The organism is Bacillus sp. FSL K6-2865 (genome assembly GCF_040311405.1).
Lineage (GTDB): Bacteria > Bacillota > Bacilli > Bacillales > Bacillaceae > Bacillus > Bacillus velezensis.
On record NZ_CP152036.1, the window covers coordinates 1589385 to 1611111 of the forward strand.

Below are 21727 nucleotides of genomic sequence, written 5' to 3' on the forward strand. Positions count from 1 at the left end.
GTGACAAATCGTGATATCGTGTGGCATGAAGCCTCAATAACGAAAGAAGAATACCAGCAGAAAAACAAGCATAAAAGCTCTATCCTCTGGCTGACGGGCTTAAGCGGTTCAGGGAAATCCACGATTGCAAACGCCGCAGCGCGCGAGCTGTTTGAACAGGGCTATCAAGTCATCGTGCTTGATGGTGATAACATCCGCCACGGCTTAAACAATGACTTAGGTTTTTCCGATGATGACCGCACGGAAAATATACGCCGCATCGGGGAAGTGGCGAAGCTTTTCGTTCAGCAGGGAACCATCGTCATCACGGCTTTTATTTCTCCGTTCCGTGAGGACAGAGATCAGGTGAGAGAGCTTGTGGCAGAGGGCGAATTTAATGAAATCTACGTGAAATGCGACCTCGATATATGTGAAAAGCGCGATCCGAAAGGTTTATATAAAAAAGCAAGAAATGGTGAAATTCCGTTCTTTACGGGGATCGACTCACCGTATGAAGAGCCGAAAGCGCCTGAGCTCGTACTTGATTCAGGCAAATGTGAACGCGAAGAATGCACCGGAAGACTGGTTGACTTTGTGAAAAACAGCTTAGCATAATAGGTCCAAAAAGGCCGCGCAATCAGCCGGATATCCCCCGCAATGGCGGGATATGGTAAAATAGCTGAAGTGCGGCCTCGCGGCTGTTCTGGGAAGATTTCAAAACGGATCGGGGAGACATGCTATGGGGAAAGTATTTATCGTTGGAGCCGGTCCGGGAGATCCGGACTTATTAACGGTGAAGGCAATGAAAGCCATACAGAAAGCGGACGTTATATTATATGACAGATTGGTAAGCAAAGAGATTTTACAGTATGCCGGAGAAGAAGCGGATCTGATTTACTGCGGCAAGCTCCCGGATTTTCACATTATGAAACAGGATACGATCAACCGTTTCCTTGTGAAGTATGCGAAAAAGGGGAAAACCGTTGTAAGGCTCAAGGGAGGCGACCCGTTTGTTTTCGGCCGCGGAGGCGAAGAAGCGGAGGCTCTCGCGCAAAACGCCATTCCGTTTGAGATCGTTCCCGGCATTACATCAGGAATCGCGGCTGCTACTTATGCCGGCATTCCCGTGACACACAGAGAGGCGAGCTCCAATGTCGCATTCGTTACGGGGCATTATAAACAAGAAGACGACTTTGAAGAAAAATGGAAAGCGCTGGCGACGGGCATTGATACGCTGGTGATTTATATGGGAATTAAAAATATCCGGCAGATTGAAAGAATGCTGCTGGAAAACGGCAGAGACGCCGGCACCCCGGCAGCCTTTATTCATTGGGGAACGACGGACAGGCAAAAAACAGTCGTCTGCACCGTCGGCACGCTTTCAGACACAGTGATAAAAGAAGAAATCAAAAACCCGAGCTTAATTGTTATCGGTGATGTCGTCAATTATCACTGCAAACTGGACTGGTATGCATCTGAACAGAAAAATCTGGATTTGAGCGAGGCGTTGTAAATGAAGCAGGCGATTTTATACATCGGGCACGGAAGCAGGCTGAAAAAAGCGCAGACAGAGTCGGCGGCGTTTTTAAAAGGGTGCATGCCGCACGCTGACGCTCCCATTCAGGAAATCTGTTTTTTAGAACTGCAGGAACCGTCTATTGAAGCGGGATTTGAAGCATGTGTCAGACAAGGCGCCACTCATATTGCGGCCGTGCCTTTACTGCTGTTGACCGCTGCCCACGCAAAACATGACATTCCGGCTGAAATCGCTCGTGCGGCGGCCCTGCATCCCGATATAAAAGTGACATATGGTGTTCCGATCGGAGTGGACGATGAAGTCGTAAAAGCGGTGCATCATCGCATTGAAGATACCGGAGTGCCCATTGAGCAGGCGAAAGTGGTGCTGATCGGAAGAGGAAGCACAGATCCGGCAGTTAAAAACGCAGTCAGTGAGATTGCCGGAAAACTTGAGGCGATTACACCTGTTAAAGAAGTCATCCCTTGTTTTTTAACAGCATGTAACCCGCACTATAAAGAAGTGTTTGCCGGTCTTGAAGAGGATGACGGAGCACCCGTTTTTATCGTTCCATATCTTCTGTTTACCGGGCTTTTAATGACTGAGATTGAACGGGAAGTTCAAAAGCTTCAAACGATCAATCAAAATGTTCATATCGCTTCATACTTAGGTTTTCACCCGCATATTAAGCAGGCGTTCTTGAACCGTGTGTCAGAAGCTGTTCGAAACCCCGGCGGTCAGTTTGATTTTAAGGGGGGACAGTATGCTGCCTCTGCACATTAATTTAAGCGGAAAAAGAATTATCATCGCGGGCGGAGGCAATGTTGCCTTAAGAAGGCTCAAAACGGTGCTTCCGGAAGGCGCGGATATTACTGTAATCAGTCCCGATGCCCTGCCTGAAATTAAACAGCTTGCGGATGAAAGACGTATCCGCTGGGTTTCCCGTAAAATTAAAATGAAGGATCTTGCGCCCGCTTTTTTCATCATTGCCGCGACAAATGACCGGAGCGTGAATCAGGAGATAGCCGCGAGCGCTTCTGAAACGCAGCTGGTCAATTGTGCAAGCGATGCTGAACAGGGCAGCGTGTATATGCCGAAGATCATCCGCAAAGGGCGCATTCAAGTATCCGTATCAACAAGCGGCGCAAGCCCGGCACATACGAAAAGACTGGCTGAGGACATAGAGCCTCTCATTACTGTTGATTTGGCTGAAGAAGTGGATCGATTATTTGAGAAAAGAAGAAGACCATAAAAAACACCTTGTCTGTCATCAGGCAAGGTATTTTTTATACTGTCCTGACAGTCCCCGAATGTGAACAATTCAAAACGAAAGCGGGCAGTTTGAATGGTATATGCCAGCAAGCAGTCAGGATTGCGAAGTGATGCGGAATATCTATCTGATCCCAATGCCGCCTGGATTCCGCCCGCATACAAAGGAACGGTCAGAGACCCGGCATGATTATATTGACTGCCCGGATGTGTTCAGGTTTGGCGAGGGGAAGGTGACAGTATCCGCCGCCAAATCAGGTGTGACCGCTTTAATCAGAGACGGCCCCCGGCGGATCAGGCAGACATGACGGGAAACTGACCAGATACTGTAAAGATCGGTTCTGACGGCTGGGGAGAGTTTCGTCTCCGTTTATAAGTAATAAAAAACACCTCCAAGCTGAGTGCGGGTTTCAGCTTGGAGGTGCGTTTATTTTTTCAGCCGTATGACAAGGTCGGCATCAGGTGTGACAAATACGGTATGCTGGCTGTCATAGGTGACAAATCCGGGCTTTGCGCCGTTTGGCTTTTTCACGTGTCTGATTTTTGTATAATCAACCGGAACGGAGCCGGAATCTTTCGCTTTGGAAAAATAAGCGGCGATCGCAGCCGCCTCCAGTATGGATTGTTCATCCGGATCGCTGCTTTTAATCACAACGTGGGAACCCGGAATGTCTTTCGTGTGGAACCATAAATCATCCCTTGCGGCAGCTTTTGTCGTTAAGTACTCATTTTGTTTATTGTTTTTGCCGACAAGAATCGTCAATCCCCGTGAAGATTCATATTGCTCCAAAACAGGAACGTGCTGCTTCTGTTTTTTCTGTCCTCGCTGCTGTTTCGGTCGCAGATATTTGCCTTCCACAAGCTCCTCCCTTATTTCGTGAATATCCTTTGTGGAGGCGGAGGAGAGCTGCTGGATCAGCTGATCGAAATAAGCGATTTCCTCCTCGGCCAGACGGATCTGTTCTTTTACCACCTCGACGGAATTCTTCGCCTTTTGATACTTTGTAAAATACATCTGCGCGTTTTCTGACGGTGTTTTGTTCGGATTTAAAGGGATGGTCACCGTCTTACTTTCTTCATCATAATAATTGATGACTTCCGCTTCTTTGTCACCTTTTTTCAGCATATACAAATTTGCCGTCAGCAGTTCGCCGTATAGCTGGAATTCCTTCGCATTTTCTGAGTAGTCGAGCGTCTTTTCCAGCTTTTTTATCTTATTGGCGTTCTTTTTCCGTTCATTTGCGACAAACCGCTCGAGATCCTGAGCCTGCTGTTTGACGCGGTCGCGTTCCGCCTTGCCGAAATAAAACCGGTCCAACAGCTCACTCAGAGAGTGAAAGGTGCGCTCCTCTCCGTTTACATGTGTGAGAGACAGGAGATAAAAGTATTCCTTTCCGCCGGCTGTCGTAATGTTTGGTGTAAACCTGCAATCTTTCACGGCATGGAACATTTCAATCAGCGTCTTCGGCAGCGTTATTTTGTTAGCGAGGCCCGCTCTGTGCACGGCTTCTTTTGCAAACAGCGGAGAAACACCGGAGAAATGTCTGACGATCTGCTGGTCAAGCCGTCCTTCCTGAAAACTGAGATAACGCAAAACGTCCTCTTCATCCGCGGCAAGCGGCGAAATTTTTTCCTGAGCGGGAGGAAGCTTGTAATCATATCCCGGCAGAACGGTCCGGTAGCTGTTCATCGACGGAGATAAATGTTTCAGCCCGTCGATGATGGCTCCTTCTCCGTCAGTCAGAATAATATTGCTGTGCCGTCCCATAATTTCAACATACAGCGTTCTGACGGTTTCGTCGCCGATTTCATTTCTGCTTTTTATCCGGAATATCATAATCCGGTCTAATCCGGCCTGTTCTATTTTCTCAATAAATCCGCCTTCGATATGCTTTCTGAGCAGCATACAAAACATCGGCGGCTCGCTCGGATTTTCATAGGCCTGGTTTGTCATGTGCACCCGTGAATAGCTCGGATGCGCCGATAATAATAATTTATGGTTTTTTCCGTTAGCGCGGATATGAAATATCACATCGTGCTTAAAAGGCTGATGGACTCTCGTAATCCGGCCTTCGGCGATCCGGCTGTTTAATTCATGTGTCATTCCGTATGTAAACATGCCATCAAAAGACATATAAAACACCCTTTCCTTCTTCCTGCATTCGATAATTATAGCATGAAAAGGGACGAGTCAGAATAAGCTTGTTTACAGAGTGACATCTCTAAAGCGAGGCAGGGGAGTGGACGAGAAGAATGAAGTTTCATGAAATGGGACAAACCGATTTGCTGAAAGCAACAAATACGTCCATTAAACAGGGGTTGACCGAAAAAGAGGTGAAAAAACGCCTTGAAAAGCACGGACCGAACGAGCTTCAGGAGGGCAAGAGGACACCGGCGATCGCCGTGTTTTTCGCCCAATTTAAAGATTTTATGGTGCTCGTGCTGCTGGCGGCAACCTTAATATCCGGGTTTTTAGGCGAATATGTAGATGCCGTAGCGATTATGGCGATTGTATTTGTCAATGGGGTTCTCGGTTTTTTTCAAGAGCGGCGGGCGGAAAAGTCTTTACATGCATTAAAAGAGCTGTCAACGCCGTATGTGTCAGCGTTGCGGGACGGGAGCTGGAAGAAAATTCAGTCCAAGGAGCTCGTTCCCGGCGATATCATGAAATTTTCAAGCGGCGACCGGATTGGCGCGGATGTGCGGATCGTTGAAGCAAAAAGCCTTGAAATTGAGGAATCGGCGCTGACCGGGGAATCAATTCCGGTGGTTAAACAAGCTGATAAACTGAGAAAGCCGGATGTTTCGTTAGGCGACATCAGCAATATGGCGTTTATGGGTACGATTGTAACGCGCGGCAGCGGTGTCGGCGTCGTCGTCGGTACAGGAATGAATACGGCAATGGGGAAAATCGCCGATATGCTGGAATCCGCCGGCAGCCTTTCAACACCGCTGCAGCGAAGACTTGAAGAGCTCGGCAAAATTTTAATTATCGTCGCGCTCCTTTTAACGGTATTGGTCGTTGCAGTCGGCGTCTTACAGGGACATGATCTTTACAGCATGTTTTTGGCCGGGGTGTCATTGGCCGTCGCCGCGATTCCGGAAGGGCTTCCCGCCATTGTTACGGTGGCATTATCAATCGGCGTCCAGCGCATGATCAAACAAAAATCAATTGTCAGAAAGCTCCCGGCGGTTGAAACATTGGGCTGCGCCTCTGTCATTTGTTCTGATAAAACCGGCACGCTGACACAAAACAAAATGACCGTCACCCATATGTGGTCAGGCGGCAAAATTTATAAAGTGTCAGGCATCGGCTATGAGCCGGAGGGCGTTTTCACCCGAGATGAGCGGGAAATCAAGCCGAAAGATGAGAAGATTCTTGAACAGATGTTGGTTTTCGGCGCGTTGTGCAACACATCCGAAATCGCACTGAAAGACGGCCGTTATGTACTCGACGGCGATCCGACAGAAGGAGCGCTGCTGACGGCTGCAAGAAAGGGCGGTTATTCAAACGATTGGCTCAACGGGCACTACCGCGTGGTTGCCGAGTTTCCGTTTGACTCCGTCCGCAAAATGATGACCGTCATTGTAGAGGATCAGGAAAAAAAGCAGTTCGTCATCACTAAAGGAGCGCCCGATGTGCTGATTGACCGCTCGTCACATCTGATGCACGGCGCAAGAAGTACGCCTTTTTCAGAAGAAAAGAAAGCAGAAACGGAAGCGGTTCTGAAAGAGCTGGCGTCGCAAGCTTTGCGTACGATCGCGATTGCTTATAAACCGCTTAAGCCCGGAGAAAAGCCGACAATGGAGCAGGCGGAAAAAAATCTGACGATGCTCGGCTTGTCAGGCATAATTGATCCGCCCCGTCCGGAGGTCAGACAGGCGATTAAAGAATGCCGTGAAGCCGGCATTAAAACGGTTATGATCACAGGGGATCACGTCGAAACGGCAAAGGCCATTGCAAAAGATTTGCGTCTTCTTCCGAAAAAGGGGCGTGTGATGGACGGCAAGACGCTGAATGAGCTTACGGAGAAAGAACTTATCGAAACGGTCGATGATGTCTACGTCTTCGCACGCGTGTCGCCTGAACATAAATTGAAAATCGTCAAAGCGTTCCAGGAAAACGGACACGTCGTCGCCATGACGGGAGACGGGGTTAATGACGCGCCGGCCATAAAGCAGGCAGATATCGGTGTTGCCATGGGCGTGACGGGAACGGATGTGGCAAAGGAAGCCTCTTCTCTCATTCTGGTAGATGATAACTTTGCTACGATTAAATCAGCCATAAAAGAGGGACGGAATATCTATGAAAATATAAGAAAATTCGTCCGGTATTTGCTCGCCTCCAACGTAGGTGAAATTTTAGTGATGCTGTTTGCGATGCTTCTCGCTCTGCCGCTGCCGCTCGTTCCGATTCAGATATTGTGGGTGAACTTAGTCACTGACGGGCTGCCGGCGATGGCCCTCGGTATGGATCAGCCGGAAGGAGACCTGATGAGGCGGAAGCCGCGGCATCCGAAAGAAGGAGTGTTTGCGAGAAAACTGGGCTGGAAAGTCGTATCAAGAGGGTTTTTAATCGGAGCTGCAACCATTTTAGCGTTTATCATCGTCTATCACCGCAATCCTGAAAATCTGCCCTACGCACAGACCGTTGCATTCGCGACTCTTGTCCTGGCTCAGCTTATACACGTGTTTGACTGCCGGAGCGAAACGTCTGTTTTCTCCCGGAATCCGTTTGAAAATATCTATCTGCTCGGGGCCATCATTTCTTCTATCTTCCTGATGGTCATCGTCATCTATTATCCGCCGCTGCAGCCGATTTTCAAAACAGTGCCGATTACGCCGGGCGATTGGATGCTGATTATCGGTATGTCGGGCATACCTACTTTTTTGCTGGCGGGTTCACTTTTGACAAGAAAAAAATAATTCCATATGATATAATCTTAGGGGTAATAGCATGTCTATTGCCCTTTTATTTTGATAACGGGAAAGAATTGGGTGTTTCATATGATACGGAGTATGACAGGCTTCGGCAGCGCAAGCAGCACAAAAGGCGATCTCTCGGCAACCGTTGAATTGAAATCCGTCAATTACCGGTTCAAAGAAGTGAACGCCCGCCTGCCACGGCCTTTGCTATATGTAGAGGATAAGCTGAAACAAACGATATTGCAGCATATACAGCGCGGAAGAGTAGAGCTGTTTCTCACTGTAAACAGTGACGCGCTCATAAAAAGAAGCCTGAACATCGATTGGGAGCTCCTTGATGAATATGTGAGCGCCGCACGCGTCATGAAAGCGCGCTACAGCCTGGCCGCAGAACCCGATGCAATGGAGTTCTTTAAATTTGAACATATTGCGCAGATACACGAAGAACAGATGCGTGATGACAAGCTTGAAGAAGTCATCAGGGAAGCCGCTGAGCTGGCTGTAAAGGAACTTTGTGACATGAGGGAAAAAGAAGGACGGCTTTTGGCGGAAGACTGCTTTCTGCACATTGAGCGGCTTGAGACGCTGTCCGAACAGGTGAAAGAGCGCGCTTCGGCCGTTGTTATTCAATACCGCGAGCGTCTTTACGCCCGAATGAAGGAATGGACGGAGGATGCGCTCGACGAAAGCAGGCTGATCACGGAATGCGCCATTTTCGCCGATCGTTCTGATATAACGGAAGAAATTACCAGATTGAAGAGCCATTTTGTTCAATTCCGTGATATATTAAAAGAAGGCGGGGCAGTCGGCCGCAAACTTGATTTCCTTGTTCAGGAGCTTAACCGAGAAGCGAACACGATCGGCTCAAAAGCCAATGATCATCAAATCACAAAGCTTGTCGTTGAAATGAAAAGTTCTATTGAAAAATTGAAGGAACAAGTGCAAAATATAGAATAGGGACTGTGCGTATTGTTTACAGACGGCCTCTTCAGGTTACACTAGAGACGTCTATTTTACAGGGGGAACGTAGAAGATGACGATTAAACTGATTAATATCGGATTTGGCAATATCATCTCCGCCAATCGGATGATTTCGATTGTCAGCCCGGAGTCTGCGCCAATAAAGCGAATGATCCAGGATGCAAGAGACCGCGGAATGCTAATAGACGCTACATACGGACGAAGAACCCGTGCAGTTGTCGTCATGGATAGTGATCACATTATCTTATCTGCCGTCCAGCCTGAGACAGTTGCACACAGACTTTCTGTGAAAGAAGAAATTATGGATGAAGGGCAGGGGTAATTGCCGCATGAAAGAAAGAGGGTTATTAATCGTTCTCTCAGGTCCCTCCGGAGTTGGAAAAGGAACGGTTCGGCAAGCAATATTTTCACAACAGGACACGAAATTTGAATACTCAATTTCAGTCACGACGAGAAACCCGAGAGAGGGCGAGGTCGACGGCGTCGATTATTTCTTTAAATCCAGAGATGAATTCGAACGCATGATTGAAAACAACAAACTGCTTGAGTGGGCAGAATATGTCGGCAACTATTACGGAACGCCCGTTGATTATGTCGAACAGACGCTTCAAGAAGGAAAAGACGTCTTCTTAGAGATTGAAGTGCAGGGCGCGCTCCAAGTGCGGAATGCATTTCCGGAAGGCCTGTTTATCTTCTTAGCGCCGCCGAGTCTTTCTGAGCTGAAAAACAGAATCGTGACAAGAGGGACTGAAACCGACGATTTAATCGAAAACAGAATGAATGCCGCAAAAGCTGAAATCGAAATGATGGACGCGTATGATTATGTCGTTGAAAACGACGATATCCAAACGGCTTGTGATAAGATTAACGCAATCGTTCTCGCCGAGCACTTAAAACGTGAACGCGTCGCTCCGAGATATAAGAAAATGCTGGAGGTAGAATAACTTATGTTAGATCCGTCAATTGACTCTTTAATGAATAAATTAGATTCTAAATATACGCTGGTGACCGTGTCTGCAAGACGCGCGCGTGAAATGCAGATCAAAAAAGACCAGCAGATTGAACATACCATTTCTCACAAATATGTAGGCAAAGCTTTAGAAGAAATTGACGCGGGCCTGCTTTCGTTTGAAAGAGAAGACAGCGAATAACAAGCACACGTAGCAACCTATCTCTACATAGGTTGTTATTTTTTTCCGTTTGGGATTTGTCCAATGCTTTCATAAAGGGGAGAAGACTTCATGAAAAACCGAAACATTTTGCTATGCGTAAGCGGAGGAATTGCCGTTTATAAAGCTTCCGCACTCACGAGCAAGCTGGTTCAGGCCGGCGCAAACGTCAAAGTGATTATGACTGAGTCCGCGCGTGAGTTTGTTTCTCCGCTGACATTTCAGGCGCTGAGCCGGAATGAAGTGTATACAGATACATTTAATGAACAAAATCCGAAGGTGATTTCTCATATTGATGCCGCTGACTGGGCGGATTTAATTATTGTCGCGCCCGCTACGGCAAATATCATCGGCAAGCTTGCCAACGGAATTGCTGACGATATGCTCACAACGACGGTGCTGGCGGCTGAGGCCCCGGTCTGGGTGGCGCCTGCGATGAATGTCCATATGTATGATCATCCGGCGGTGAAACGGAACATCTCTGTGCTTTATCAGGACGGGGTCCGCTTTATCGAGCCGAGTGAAGGCTATTTGGCATGCGGATATGTCGGCAAAGGAAGGCTGGAGGAGCCGGAGCTTATTGTTGAGCGTGTCAGAGAGCATTTTAAGGAGCCTGAAGACGATGCGCCGCTGAAAGGAAAACATATTGTCATTACGGCCGGTCCGACGCGCGAAGCCGTGGACCCTGTCCGCTTCTTCACAAATAAATCCACCGGCAAAATGGGCTACGCCGCTGCTGAAGCCGCCGTCCGTCTCGGGGCGCGGGTGACGCTGATTTCAGGCCCGGTGTCAATAGAGCCGCCAGTCGGGATGTATCAGTTTCTTCCTGTGCAATCGGCAGCCGATATGAGAGAAGCCGTGCTTTCTGTGTTTGATTCATGCGACATGGTGATTAAGACGGCGGCCGTGGCCGATTTTACGCCGGCGGCTGTTTCTGATCACAAAATGAAGAAGAAAGACGGTTCGCTCGTGATCGAATTCAACCGTACGGCAGACATACTGAAAGAACTCGGCGAACGGAAAACACACCAGCTGCTGGTCGGATTTGCGGCTGAAACGCAAGACGTCGAACGCTATGCGCGCAGAAAACTCGAACAGAAAAACCTTGATATGATCGTTGCGAATGATGTGAAAGCAGAAGGGGCCGGATTTGGCACGGATACGAATGTCGTCACCTTCTATTTCCGGGACGGAAGAAAACGGGAGCTTGCGCTTATGTCTAAACTTGACGTTTCCTTTGAAATGCTGAAGGAAATGACCGCTTTGAAAGCCGAGGACCGAAAACCCGTATGAATGTAGCAGAAGTCATTGTCGATGTCAGCTCCAAAAACATTGACAGACCCTTTGATTACAAAATTCCCGATCATTTAAAAGGGATGATCGAAGTCGGCATGCGGGTGATTGTCCCGTTTGGCCCGCGCAAGCTTCAAGGATTTGTGACCGGTTTGAAAGATTCGTCTGAATTAAACGGCGGCTCAATGAAGGAAGTCGAGAAGCTTCTTGATTTGACGCCCGTTCTGACTGAGGAACTGATGCAGCTGTCTTCATGGCTTTCTGACAAAACGCTGTCGTTTAAAATCACGGCGCTTCAGGCAATGCTGCCCGCCGCACTGAAGGCGAAGTACGAGAAAGAGCTGAAAGTCGTTGACGAAGAAGCGCTGACACCGGACATCAAACAGCTTTTCAGGAATCAAAAAAGTCTTCTGTACTCGGATATTACCGATGAAAGCATTCTTTCGTCACTTCAAAAATTCGTGCGCAAAGGAAGCATTGATGTCACATATAAAGTCGCCCAAAAAACGAATAAAAAAATGATCCGCATGATCGAAGCGGGGGCGGACAAAGAAGAACTCGCCCGGCACGCAGATTCATTGACAAAGCAGGCTTCTAAACAGCTCGCCGTGCTTACTTATTTTATCGGCGGGGGAGCAAAGATTTCCGCGGCCGAGCTTTGCAAAAAGACCGATTCCAGTTCCGCGACGCTGAAAACACTTCTTAAAAAGGGGCTTCTTACGGAAAGCTTTGAGGAGGTTTACCGCGATCCTTATCAGGACAGAATGTTCAAAAAAACAGAGCCGCTCTCTCTTACAGAAGAGCAGCAGGCCGCTTTTGAGCCAATTAAACAAGCTGTAGCCGATCATGTCCATCACGTCTTTCTGCTTCACGGCGTCACGGGAAGCGGCAAAACGGAAATTTACCTGCAATCCATTGAAAAAGTGCTGGCAAAAGGACAAGAAGCCATCGTGCTCGTTCCGGAAATCTCGTTGACACCGCAAATGGTCAACCGTTTTAAAGGCCGCTTCGGCTCACAGGTTGCGGTCATGCACAGCGGATTATCCACAGGTGAAAAATACGATGAATGGCGGAAGATTCAGCGCAAGGAAGTCCGGCTTGTCGTCGGAGCCAGATCGGCCATCTTTGCCCCGTTTGAAAATCTCGGCATGATCATTATTGATGAAGAGCACGAATCTTCCTATAAGCAGGAGGAAATGCCGCGGTATCATGCAAAGGACGTAGCCATCCGCCGGGCCGAGCATCACAGCTGTCCGGTCGTCCTCGGGAGCGCCACGCCGACATTGGAGTCATTTGCGCGGGCGAAAAAAGGCGTTTATGAGCTGCTTCCATTAAAACATCGCGTAAATCGCCAGCTCATGCCTGACGTTTCTCTCGTTGATATGAGAGAAGAACTGAGAAACGGCAACAGATCAATGTTTTCAAGAGAACTGATGGAACAGCTGGAAGAGAAGCTTGCAAAAAAAGAGCAGGCCGTCCTTTTTCTGAATAAACGGGGTTATTCCTCGTTTGTGATGTGCCGGGACTGCGGTTATGTGCCGCAATGTCCGCATTGCGACATTTCGATGACTTATCACCGCTACGGACAAAGGCTGAAATGCCATTACTGCGGCCATGAGGAACCTGTCCCGGGAACATGCCCGGAATGCGGCAGCGAACATATCCGCTTTTTCGGCACGGGAACGCAGCGTGTGGAGGAGGAGCTTACGAAAGTGCTGCCTCAGGCGCGCGTGATCAGGATGGATGTGGACACCACTTCAAGAAAAGGCGCCCATGAAAAACTGTTGTCAGCGTTCGGTGAAGGAAAAGCGGATATCCTGCTCGGTACGCAGATGATCGCAAAAGGGCTTGATTTTCCGAACGTGACGCTCGTCGGAGTATTAAGCGCAGATACGACGCTTCACATCCCTGATTTCAGGGCCGCGGAGAAGACATTCCAGCTGCTGACGCAGGTAAGCGGCCGGGCCGGGCGGCATGAAAAGCCGGGAACGGTGGTCATTCAAACGTATACACCGTCTCATTACAGCATTCAGCTGACGAAAACGCATGACTATGAAACTTTTTTTCAGCAGGAAATGGCGCACAGACGGGCCCAGTCATACCCGCCTTATTATTACGTGGCGCTGGTGACCGTTTCTCATGAAGAAGCGGCAAAAGCCGCGGTCACCGCAGAAAAGATTACAAACTATTTAAGAGCGGGATGCGGGCCTGATACGAAAATTCTCGGGCCGGCGGCTTCCCCGATCGCCAGGATCAAAGATAGATATCGCTATCAATGCGTGATAAAATACAGACAGGAAAACGAGTTGCAGATTCAGTTGAAAAAGATACTGGAGCACTATAAACGCGACATTGCGCAAAAGCATGTCATGATTTCAATCGATATGAATCCGTACATGCTGATGTAACATTAGTTTTTGGAGGGCAAAATTTTGGCTGTGAAAAAAATCGTCACACATCCGGCGGAGGTTCTGGAAACACCAGCCGATGAAGTGACAGTGTTTGATAAAAAATTAAAAAAACTGCTTGACGATATGTACGATACGATGCTCGAAATGGATGGCGTCGGTCTCGCCGCGCCGCAAATCGGCATTTTAAAAAGAGCGGCCGTCGTGGACATCGGTGAAGAAAGCGGCCGGATCGACCTTGTAAATCCGGTTATTCTTGAAAAGAGCGGTGAACAGACCGGAGTCGAGGGCTGCTTAAGCTTTCCAGGGGTTTACGGCGATGTCACCCGCCCGGATTACGTAAAGGTAAAAGCCTATGACCGTAAAGGAAAACCGTTTATTTTAGAAGCGGAGGGTTTTTTGGCCAGAGCCGTTCAGCATGAAATGGATCATTTAGACGGCATTTTATTCACATCAAAAATTACGGCTTACTACACTGAAGAAGAACTGGCAGAAATGGAAGGATGATTGGATGACAAGGATCGTTTTTATGGGAACGCCCGATTTTTCAGTTCCCGTCCTGCGCATGCTTATTGAAGACGGGTATGAAGTGGTTGGTGTCGTTACGCAGCCTGACCGCCCGAAAGGCAGAAAAAAAATCATGACGCCCCCTCCTGTTAAGGCTGAAGCTGAACGTCACGGCATTCCCGTGCTTCAGCCCGAAAAAGTAAGGCTCGAAGAAGAAATAGAAAAAGTGCTCAGCCTGAAGCCGGACCTGATTGTTACGGCGGCATTCGGACAGATCCTGCCCAAGCAGCTGCTGGACGGCCCGAAATACGGCTGTATCAACGTACACGCGTCACTATTGCCTGAATTAAGAGGCGGAGCGCCGATACATTATTCGATTCTCCAAGGCAAGAAGAAAACGGGCGTGACAATCATGTATATGGTTGAAAAGCTTGATGCGGGCGATATGATTTCGAAAATCGAGGTGGAGATTGATGAAAAGGATAACGTCGGCACGCTTCACGACAAATTAAGCATAGCGGGGGCAAAGCTTTTGTCAGAGACCGTCCCGAACGTCATTTCCGCAAATATTAAACCGATCAAACAGGACGAATCAAAAGCGACTTACGCGCCTAACATTAAGCGTGAGCAGGAGCGGATTGATTGGGCAAAGCCCGGAGAAGAGATTTACAACCAGATCAGAGGTTTAAACCCTTGGCCTGTCGCCTATACAACTTTGAACGGTCAAAATATGAAAGTATGGGCTTCTGAAAAAGTTGCGGCAAAAACTGAAGCTGCGCCCGGAACAGTCATCCGCACGGAGCAAAACGGCATTGTCGTCGCATCAGGAAACAGCACCGCCCTTTTAATCACTGAACTGCAGCCGGCGGGAAAAAAACGGATGAAGGGCGAAGATTTTGTAAGAGGCAAAAATGTGCAGCCCGGTGACGTGTTAGGAGAAGCAAATGAAGAAAATTAATGTCCGGGAGCTCGCCCTTGAAGCGCTTGAGAAGCTTGAGCAAAATCAGGCATACAGCAACCTGCTTCTTACCTCGGTTATCAAAACGAACACGCTCAGCGATCAGGACAGAGGACTGCTGACAGAGCTTGTCTACGGAACGCTGCAAAATAAAATCGCCTTAGACTACATGCTGAAGCCTTTTATCCGCAAGCCGAATAAAGTGAAGCCATGGGTGATTCAGCTGCTTCGTCTGTCCGCGTATCAAATGGAGTATTTAGAAAAAATACCGGATCGCGCCGCCATTCATGAAGCGGTTGAGATCGCCAAAAAACGCGGGCATAAGGGCATTGCGTCCTTTGTCAACGGCATCCTCCGCTCCCTGCAGCGTGAAGGGGCGCCGTCATTCGCTGAAATTGAAGACCCGGTTCTCCGTCTTTCTACAGAGACAAGCCATCCCGAATGGCTCGTAAAAGAGTGGGTCGTGGCGTACGGCTTTGAGGCAGCTGAAAAGATCTGCCGGATTCATCTCATTCCGCCGAAGCAGACGCTCCGTGTCAATCACATAAAGAGCGACAGGGAAACGGTGCTGAATGAGATGGAGAATGCCGGTCTGGAAGCGGAAGCCGGAGACCTTTCTCCTGATGCGATTAAGCTTTTGAAAGGAAGCATCGCGAACACGGCATTTTTCCAAAACGGCCGGGTATCCATACAGGATGAAAGCTCAATGCTTGTCGCGCGGGCGCTGGACCCGAAGCCGGGCGAAACCGTTTTAGATGCATGCGCCGCACCGGGCGGAAAGTCGGCTCACATTGCGGAACTGATGGAGAACGAGGGGAGCCTCACATCACTTGATCTTCACCGCCATAAAGTAAAGCTGATTAAAGAGGGCGCAGAACGGCTCGGACTTACGATCATCGACGCGCAAACGATGGATGCGCGAAAAGCGGGAGAGGCCTTTGGCGCAGAACGGTTTGACCGTATTCTCGTTGATGCCCCTTGCTCAGGTTTCGGCGTCATCAGAAGAAAACCCGATATGAAATATACGAAGACGCCGGAGGACAGCAGACGGCTGTCAGAAATCCAGCTCGGCATTTTAAGGGAAATCGCCCCATTAGTAAAAAAAGGTGGCACACTCGTATACAGTACGTGTACAATGGACCGGACAGAAAATGAAGAAGTTATGCATGCGTTTATACAAGAACACCCTGAGTTTGAACCCGATTTGTCTCTTGAAAAGCGGCTGCCTGAAAAGGCGAGACCCTTTGTTCAGGATGGAAGCCTTCAAATTCTTCCGCATTATTTCGGAACAGACGGTTTCTTTATTAGCAGCATGAGAAAGAAGGGATAAAAAATGACACAATTAAAAAAGACAAGCGTACGGAAAGAGCTGCGGACTGAGCAGCCGTCCATTTACTCTTTTGAATTAGATGAAATCAAACAATGGCTGACCGACAATGGCGAAAAGCCGTTCCGCGCAGCACAGATTTTTGAATGGCTTTATGAGAAGCGGGTTTCTTCATTTGATGAAATGACAAACCTCTCAAAAAGCCTGCGTGAAAAACTCGAGAGCCATTTTGTGCTGACAACGCTGAAAACGGCTGTAAAACAGACATCTCAAGACGGCACGATGAAATTTTTATTTGAGCTTCATGACGGTTATACGATCGAAACGGTTTTAATGAGACACGAGTATGGTAATTCTGTATGTGTAACGACACAGGTCGGCTGCCGGATCGGCTGCACATTTTGCGCGTCAACGCTCGGCGGACTGAAACGGAATCTTGAAGCGGGAGAAATCGTCGCTCAAGTCGTGAAAGTGCAAAAGGCGCTTGATGAAACGGATGAACGCGTCAGCTCAGTCGTCATCATGGGAATCGGAGAGCCGTTTGATAATTTCAATGAAATGCTCGCTTTCTTAAAAATCATTAACCACGATAAAGGGCTGAACATCGGAGCGCGTCATATCACAGTTTCCACCAGCGGAATCATTCCGAAGATTTACGATTTCGCCGATCAAAAAATGCAGATCAATTTCGCGATTTCTCTGCATGCTCCGAATACGGAAATCAGAAGCCGTCTGATGCCGATTAACAAAGCCTATAAGCTTCCTGACCTTATGGAGGCCGTCAAATATTACATCGAGAAAACAGGCAGACGGATCAGCTTTGAATACGGGCTGTTCGGCGGCGTAAATGATCAGGTCGAACACGCAGAAGAGCTTGCAGAACTGTTAAAAGACGTGAAATGCCATGTCAATTTAATTCCGGTAAACTATGTGCCTGAACGGGATTACGTCCGCACACCGAGAGATCAGATTTTCGCATTCGAAAAAACGTTAAAATCCCGCGGTGTAAATGTCACGATCAGAAGAGAGCAAGGCCATGACATTGACGCGGCCTGCGGTCAGCTTCGCGCGAAGGAGCGTCAAGACGAGACGAGGTGAAGAGGTTGATTACAGCCTTGAAAACAGATACAGGTAAAGTCCGCCGGCATAATGAAGATGCGGCGGGCATTTTCACAAAAGAAGACGCGGTGCTTGCGGTTGTCGCCGACGGCATGGGCGGTCATCTTGCCGGAGATGTAGCGAGCAGGATGGCGGTTGCGGCGATGGAAGAGCAGTGGAACCGGACCGAAACGGTTCCTTCTCTGCCGTCTGCTTGCGAGGATTGGCTGAAAGACCGGATTCATGAGGCGAATGTCAAAGTACATGACCACGCTAAAGCGAATGAAGAATGCCGGGGAATGGGCACCACTGTTGTTTGCGCCTTATTCACCGGGAAGTTTGTCACTGTGGCTCATATCGGTGACAGCCGGTGCTACCTGCTTCAAGAGGGGGAATTCACTCAGCTGACTGAAGACCATTCGCTTGTGAATGAGCTGGTCAAGACGGGGGAAATTTCGAAAGAGGACGCCGAGCACCATCCGCGGAAAAATGTATTGACGAGAGCGCTGGGGACAGATGAAACCATCAGTTCCGACGCCCGTTCTTTTGAACTGTCTGACGGCGATCAGCTGCTTTTATGCTCTGACGGACTGTCAAATAAAATAGAAGATCACGAGATCAAACAAATGCTTCAAGCCGAATCTGATCCTCAGGAAAAAGTAGACCTTCTCATCAGCAAAGCGAATCAAAACGGCGGCGAAGATAACATCACGGCTGTGTTGATTGAGTTTTCCGCAGATGCAAAAGAGGGTGAAGACAAGTGCTAACCGGCAAGCGGATCAGCGGGCGTTATCATATCCTCCGGCCCATTGGCGGCGGCGGAATGGCAAACGTTTTTTTAGCTGAGGACATCATTCTCGAACGTGAAGTCGCAATTAAAATTCTGCGGTTTGACTTTGTGAATGACATTGATTTTATCAGGCGTTTCAGAAGAGAAGCACAGTCGGCATCAAGCCTCGATCATCCGAATATCGTCAGTATTTACGATATCGGGGAGGAAGGCGATATTTATTACATTGTCATGGAATATGTGGAAGGCATGACATTAAAGGAATACATAAACGCACACGGACCGCTTCATCCGAAAGAAGCGCTGTCCGTTATGGAGCAGATCGTCTCGGCCATCGCCCATGCCCATCAAAACCATATCGTGCACCGGGATATTAAACCGCACAATATATTGATAGATCATTTAGGGCATATCAAGGTGACGGATTTCGGCATCGCCACAGCGCTTACGTCTACGACAATCACACATACGAATTCTGTGCTGGGCTCGGTTCATTATTTGTCTCCGGAGCAGGCGAGAGGCGGTCTGGCAACGAAAAAATCAGATATTTACGCGCTCGGCATCGTGCTGTTTGAGCTTTTAACAGGTAAAATTCCTTTTGACGGAGAATCAGCCGTCAGTATAGCGCTAAAGCATCTGCAAACAGAAACGCCTTCCGCCAGAAAGTGGAACCCTTCCATTCCGCAGAGCGTCGAAAACATTATTTTAAAGGCAACCGCTAAAGACCCGTTTCACCGCTATGAAAGCGCCGAGGACATGGAAGCGGACATCAGAACGGCTTTTGACGCCGGCAGGCTGAATGAACAAAAATTTTCCGTGCAGGATGATGAGGAAATGACAAAAGCCATTCCCGTTATTACTGACGGCGCAAAAGCCGCGCCTCAGGCGGAAACGCCGGGGGAGACGGATGATAAGGAACAGCAGCCCGCCAAAAAGAAAAAACGGAAATGGCCGTGGGTTTTGCTGGCCGTCTGTTTCATTTTCATTATGGCAGCTGTTCTTGCGGTCACCGTGTTCCCGTCTTTGTTTATGCCTAAAGATGTAAGCGTCCCCGACGTACGGGGCATGAAGTACGAAAAAGCGGAAGCCCTGCTTGAAAAGAACGGGCTCCGGGCGGATCCTGATATAACGGATATTGAAGATGAAAAAATAGAAGAGGAATTAATGGTCAAAACGGACCCAAAAGCGGGGTCTACCGTTAAAGAAGGCTCTTCTGTAAAACTGTACAAAAGCATCGGAAAACCGAAAACCCAGCTGATCGACGTGAAAGGGCGGCAGATCGGCGACGCAAAAAAAGCGCTGAAGGAAAAAGGCTTCAAACATGTCAATGTCAAAGAAGAAAACGATGACAGCGAGGCCGGCACCGTAATTGATCAGAACCCCTCAGCCGGCACCGACATGGTCGCAAGCGACGATGAAGTCAATCTAACGGTCAGCCTCGGCCCGGCGGACGTTACGCTGAGGGACTTAAAGACTTACAGCAAAGAAGCGGCTTCAGGGTATCTTGAAGATAACGGCCTGCAGCTTGTTGAAAAACAAGCCCATTCAGATGACGTGCCGGAAGGACAAGTCATGAAGCAAGAGCCGGCAGCCGGCACTGCGGTTAAGCCGGGAAGTAATGTTGAAGTGACGTTCTCGCTCGGACCTGAAGAAAAACCGGCGAAAACGGTAAAAGAAAAAATCAGCATTCCTTACGAACCCGAACATGAAGGGGACGAGCTTGAAGTGCAAATCGCCATCGATGATAAGGACCACAGCATCTCTGATACGTATGACTCATTTAAAATAAAAGAGCCGACTGAAAAAATAATTGAACTGAAGATTGATCAGGGACAGAAGGGGTATTATCAAGTGATGGTCGATCATAAAGTCGTCAGCTACAAAACGATTGAATACCCGAAAGATAATGACTGACAAGGAGGGACCCTATGCCTGAGGGCAAAATTATAAAAGCGTTAAGCGGATTCTATTATGTCTTGGATGAATCACAGGACAAGATCATTCAATGCAGGGGCCGGGGCATTTTCAGAAAAAATAAAATAACGCCCCTGGTCGGCGATTATGCCGTTTATCAGGCTGAAAATGATAAAGAAGGCTACCTGCTGGAAATCAAAAAACGAACAAACGAGCTGATCAGGCCGCCGATTTCAAATGTCGATCAGGCCGTTCTTGTCTTTTCTGCCGTTCAGCCGGCGTTCAGCACGTCTTTATTGGACCGTTTTCTCGTCCTTGTGGAAGCCAATGGCATTCACCCGATCATCTGCATAACCAAAATGGACTTAGCTGCAGACGGGGAATCGAAAGAGGCGATACTTTCTTACGTGCAAGACTATCAGGCGATCGGTTATGACGTATATGTGACGTCATCAAAAGAAAACAGCGGCTTAACAGGCATTGTGAAACACTTCGAGAACAAAACAACGGTGTTTGCCGGTCAGTCCGGAGTCGGAAAATCTTCGCTTTTAAATGCGATCAGCCCGGAGCTTGAGCTGAAAACAAACGAGATTTCCGCGCATTTGGGACGCGGAAAACATACGACGCGCCATGTGGAGCTCATTCATACATCAGGCGGTCTGGTTGCGGATACTCCGGGGTTCAGTTCGCTTGAATTTACCGGCATTGAGGAAGAAGAGCTGAGCAGCACGTTCCCTGAGATCAGAGAAATAAGCGCCTCTTGCAAATTCAGAGGCTGTCTGCATCTTAAGGAGCCGAAATGCGCGGTAAAGCAAGCGGTGGAAGAAGGAGAAATTCAGCCGTACCGCTATGAGCATTACAAAGAATTTATGCAGGAAATAAAAGAGAGAAAGCCGAGGTATTAATATGATTAAGGTTGCGCCATCAATTCTTTCCGCCGATTTTGCTTCACTGGGCGAGGAAATTAAAGACGTGGAAAAAGGAGGGGCGGACTATATCCATATTGATGTCATGGATGGCCATTTCGTCCCTAACATTACAATCGGGCCGCTTATCGTTGAAGCCGTCCGTCCGGTGACTGATCTGCCGCTGGATGTCCATCTTATGATTGAAAACCCGGACCGCTACATCCCGGCATTCGCAAAAGCCGGTGCGGATATCCTTTCCGTTCATGCTGAAGCGTGTCCGCATCTTCACCGGACCATTCAATTGATAAAAGAGCAGGGGGTAAAAGCGGGAGTTGTGCTCAATCCGCATACGCCCATCCACATGATTGAACATGTGATCGGGGAGCTTGACCTTGTGCTGTTAATGACGGTTAACCCCGGTTTTGGCGGACAGCGCTTCATTCATTCGGTTCTGCCGAAAATCCGTCAGGTCAAACAGCTGGCTGAGGAGAAAGGCCTGTCTGAGCTTTTAATCGAGGTGGACGGAGGCGTTAATAAAGAAACAGCCCCTTTATGCGCTGAAGCGGGCGCCAATCTGCTTGTTGCCGGGTCTGCCGTATATAATCAGCCGGATCGGAAAAAAGCCATCGCTGACATCCGAAACGCATCATAAACATGCTGAAAAAGAGCCCGGTGAAAGCCGCC

The 21727-nt window shown here is 48.6% G+C and carries 21 protein-coding genes; 20 read left to right on the plus strand and 1 reads right to left on the minus strand.

What is annotated here, in order from left to right; all coding sequences use genetic code 11:
* The 5 genes from cysC (at position 1) to NYE42_RS07925 (ending at position 3072) form a co-directional block, all read left to right on the plus strand.
* A complete protein-coding gene (gene cysC, locus NYE42_RS07905) occupies positions 1–594 on the plus strand; it encodes an adenylyl-sulfate kinase (protein ID WP_144664711.1) in 594 nt (197 codons plus the stop codon).
* 124 nt (positions 595–718) lie between these two features.
* A complete protein-coding gene (cobA, locus tag NYE42_RS07910; protein ID WP_144664710.1) occupies positions 719–1492 on the plus strand; it encodes a uroporphyrinogen-III C-methyltransferase in 774 nt (257 codons plus the stop codon).
* Positions 1493–2278, plus strand: a complete 786-nt coding sequence (locus tag NYE42_RS07915; protein ID WP_251257592.1) for a sirohydrochlorin chelatase — start codon at positions 1493–1495, stop codon at positions 2276–2278.
* Positions 2259–2747, plus strand: a complete 489-nt coding sequence (locus NYE42_RS07920) for a bifunctional precorrin-2 dehydrogenase/sirohydrochlorin ferrochelatase (RefSeq protein WP_144664708.1) — start codon at positions 2259–2261, stop codon at positions 2745–2747. The genes NYE42_RS07915 and NYE42_RS07920 overlap by 20 nt, the downstream gene beginning before the upstream one ends.
* A 130-nt stretch (positions 2748–2877) precedes the next feature.
* Positions 2878–3072, plus strand: coding sequence for a hypothetical protein (locus NYE42_RS07925; protein WP_251257591.1), 195 nt, complete (start codon positions 2878–2880; stop codon positions 3070–3072).
* 119 nt (positions 3073–3191) lie between these two features.
* On the opposite strand, the gene NYE42_RS07930 is transcribed toward NYE42_RS07925, so the two are convergent.
* Complete coding sequence (locus NYE42_RS07930; RefSeq protein WP_352426880.1) at positions 3192–4898, minus strand: NFACT RNA binding domain-containing protein; 1707 nt, start codon at positions 4896–4898, stop codon at positions 3192–3194.
* 119 nt (positions 4899–5017) lie between these two features.
* Between NYE42_RS07930 and NYE42_RS07935 the strand changes: the two genes are divergently transcribed.
* The 15 genes from NYE42_RS07935 to rpe all read left to right on the plus strand — a co-directional run bounded on the left by NYE42_RS07935 (position 5018) and on the right by rpe (position 21695).
* The gene (locus NYE42_RS07935) at positions 5018–7690 is read left to right on the plus strand and encodes a calcium-translocating P-type ATPase, SERCA-type (protein WP_144664706.1); all 2673 of its coding nucleotides are present in this window, start codon (positions 5018–5020) and stop codon (positions 7688–7690) included.
* 81 nt (positions 7691–7771) lie between these two features.
* The gene (locus NYE42_RS07940; RefSeq protein ID WP_095352182.1) at positions 7772–8647 is read left to right on the plus strand and encodes a YicC/YloC family endoribonuclease; all 876 of its coding nucleotides are present in this window, start codon (positions 7772–7774) and stop codon (positions 8645–8647) included.
* 76 nt (positions 8648–8723) lie between these two features.
* Positions 8724–8993, plus strand: coding sequence for an extracellular matrix/biofilm regulator RemA (gene remA / locus NYE42_RS07945; RefSeq protein ID WP_003154355.1), 270 nt, complete (start codon positions 8724–8726; stop codon positions 8991–8993).
* 7 nt (positions 8994–9000) lie between these two features.
* Complete coding sequence (gene gmk / locus NYE42_RS07950; RefSeq protein WP_003154347.1) at positions 9001–9615, plus strand: guanylate kinase; 615 nt, start codon at positions 9001–9003, stop codon at positions 9613–9615.
* Between the two features lie 3 nt (positions 9616–9618).
* On the plus strand, positions 9619–9822 hold the full coding sequence (rpoZ, locus tag NYE42_RS07955) for a DNA-directed RNA polymerase subunit omega (RefSeq protein ID WP_003154346.1): 204 nt from the start codon (positions 9619–9621) through the stop codon (positions 9820–9822).
* A gap of 90 nt (positions 9823–9912) precedes the next feature.
* Positions 9913–11133 (plus strand): bifunctional phosphopantothenoylcysteine decarboxylase/phosphopantothenate--cysteine ligase CoaBC, encoded by a 1221-nt coding sequence (gene coaBC, locus NYE42_RS07960; protein WP_095352171.1) that lies wholly within the window; start codon positions 9913–9915, stop codon positions 11131–11133.
* Positions 11130–13541 carry a primosomal protein N' gene (gene priA / locus NYE42_RS07965; protein WP_039063083.1) on the plus strand — a complete coding sequence of 804 codons (2412 nt, stop codon included), beginning with the start codon at positions 11130–11132 and terminating at the stop codon, positions 13539–13541. Before coaBC ends, priA begins: the two co-directional genes overlap by 4 nt.
* A 24-nt stretch (positions 13542–13565) precedes the next feature.
* Entirely contained in the window at positions 13566–14048 is a 483-nt protein-coding gene (gene def / locus NYE42_RS07970) for a peptide deformylase (protein ID WP_012117530.1), read from the plus strand.
* 4 nt (positions 14049–14052) lie between these two features.
* On the plus strand, positions 14053–15006 hold the full coding sequence (gene fmt, locus NYE42_RS07975; protein WP_095352169.1) for a methionyl-tRNA formyltransferase: 954 nt from the start codon (positions 14053–14055) through the stop codon (positions 15004–15006).
* Positions 14993–16336, plus strand: a complete 1344-nt coding sequence (gene rsmB / locus NYE42_RS07980; RefSeq protein WP_095352168.1) for a 16S rRNA (cytosine(967)-C(5))-methyltransferase RsmB — start codon at positions 14993–14995, stop codon at positions 16334–16336. Before fmt ends, rsmB begins: the two co-directional genes overlap by 14 nt.
* 3 nt (positions 16337–16339) lie before the next feature.
* Positions 16340–17431, plus strand: a complete 1092-nt coding sequence (gene rlmN, locus NYE42_RS07985) for a 23S rRNA (adenine(2503)-C(2))-methyltransferase RlmN (protein WP_053573429.1) — start codon at positions 16340–16342, stop codon at positions 17429–17431.
* A 5-nt stretch (positions 17432–17436) separates the two neighbouring features.
* On the plus strand, positions 17437–18198 hold the full coding sequence (locus tag NYE42_RS07990; RefSeq protein ID WP_115940794.1) for a Stp1/IreP family PP2C-type Ser/Thr phosphatase: 762 nt from the start codon (positions 17437–17439) through the stop codon (positions 18196–18198).
* The gene (gene pknB, locus NYE42_RS07995) at positions 18192–20135 is read left to right on the plus strand and encodes a Stk1 family PASTA domain-containing Ser/Thr kinase (protein ID WP_095352166.1); all 1944 of its coding nucleotides are present in this window, start codon (positions 18192–18194) and stop codon (positions 20133–20135) included. The genes NYE42_RS07990 and pknB overlap by 7 nt, the downstream gene beginning before the upstream one ends.
* A 14-nt stretch (positions 20136–20149) precedes the next feature.
* Positions 20150–21040 (plus strand): ribosome small subunit-dependent GTPase A, encoded by an 891-nt coding sequence (gene rsgA, locus NYE42_RS08000; RefSeq protein WP_352426881.1) that lies wholly within the window; start codon positions 20150–20152, stop codon positions 21038–21040.
* A 1-nt stretch (position 21041) separates the two neighbouring features.
* Entirely contained in the window at positions 21042–21695 is a 654-nt protein-coding gene (gene rpe, locus NYE42_RS08005) for a ribulose-phosphate 3-epimerase (protein ID WP_352426882.1), read from the plus strand.
* Positions 21696–21727: the final 32 nt, after the last annotated feature.